The sequence below is a fragment of the Streptomyces sp. NPDC087270 genome, from assembly GCF_044744625.1.
GTDB lineage: Bacteria > Actinomycetota > Actinomycetes > Streptomycetales > Streptomycetaceae > Actinacidiphila.
On sequence record NZ_JBIUYR010000047.1, the window covers coordinates 1 to 1,581 of the forward strand.

General features: G+C 72.6%; 1 protein-coding gene. It reads left to right on the top strand.

Going from position 1 to position 1,581, the window contains the following annotated elements:
• On the top strand, positions 1-1,581 hold a 1,581-nt coding region (locus ACIPAE_RS39760; protein WP_402452337.1), incomplete at both ends, for a beta-ketoacyl synthase N-terminal-like domain-containing protein.

Sequence of the window (1,581 nt, forward strand, 5' to 3'; positions counted from 1 at the left end):
CGCCACCCCCACCGACCTCACCACCGCACTCGCCCACGCCCACACCACCGGAACCACCCCCACCTGGACCACCCAACTCCCCACCCCCACCACCCAACCCACCCTCCCCACCTACCCCTTCCAACACCAACGCTACTGGCCGAAGCCGGTCACGGCGGTCGCGACCACCGAGGCTCCCCCGACCGCCGAGGAAGCGGAAGCGGGAGCGGGAACGGAAGCGGAAGCGGAAGCCGAAACGGGAGCGGCGGAGGCACCCGAGAAGCCGTCGGGCCCCCCGACGGCCGGACGGGTGCTGGACGTCGTACTCAACGAGTGCGCGCGGGTGCTCGGGCACGCGTCCGGGGCTGACGTGCCGCCAGAGGTCACCTTCAAGGATCTCGGCTTCGACTCGTTCGCCGGCACCGAGCTGTGCAAGCGGTTGTCGGAGGCGCTGGGCCGCCGGGTGCCGGTCAACTCGACCTACGACCACCCGAGTCCGGCCGAACTCGCCGCGTTCCTGGAAGAGCGGCCCGGCTCGGAGCTGCCCGCTGTCGCCCACGGCGGCAGGGCGGCGGAGGACGACGAGCCGATCGTGATCGTCGGGATGGCGTGCCGCTTCCCCGGAGGCGTACGGGGGCCGGCGGACCTGTGGCGACTGCTGGTCGAGGAGCGGGACGCCATCGGTGACTTCCCCGCCGACCGGGGCTGGAACACCGAGGAGCTGTACGACCCCGATCCGGCCAGCCCCGGTACCTCTTACGTCCGCCAGGGCGGATTCCTCGACGACATCGCCGGGTTCGACGCCGCCCTCTTCGGGATCGCGCCGCGCGAGGCGCTGGCGATGGACCCGCATCAGCGGCTCCTCCTGGAGACCGCGTGGGAGATGTTCGAGAGCGCGGGCATCGATCCCGGTTCGCTGCGCGGCAGCCGTACCGGCGTGTTCGTGGGGACGAACGAGCAGGACTACGCCACCTACACCACTCCCGGTTCGGCACAGGGCAGCGAGGGCCTGTTGCTCACCGGGCACGCGGCGAGCGTGGCGTCCGGCCGCCTGTCGTACGTGTTCGGCCTGGAGGGTCCGGCGCTGACCGTCGACACCGCGTGCTCGTCGTCGCTGGTCGCCCTGCACCTGGCCGCGCAGTCGCTGCGCGCCGGCGAGTGCGACCTGGCCGTGGCGGGCGGCGCCACCGTCATGTCGACGCCGGGCATGTTCCTGGAGTTCTCCCGGCAGGGCGGCTTGTCGGCGGACGGGCGGTGCAAGGCGTTCGACGAGTCGGCGGACGGCACCGGCTGGTCGGAGGGTGTGGGCGCGGTGCTGGTGGAACGGCTCTCCGACGCCCGCCGCAACCACCACCCCGTCCTCGCCCTCATCCGCGGCAGCGCCGTCAACCAGGACGGCGCCTCCAACGGCCTCACCGCACCCAACGGCCGCTCCCAAGCCCGCCTCATCCGCACCGCACTCGACAACGCCGGCCTCACCCCCACCGACATCGACGCCGTCGAAGCCCACGGCACCGGCACCCCGCTCGGCGACCCCATCGAGGTGACCGCGCTGCTCGCCACCTACGGACAGCACCGGCCGGCCGAACACCCCCTCTACCT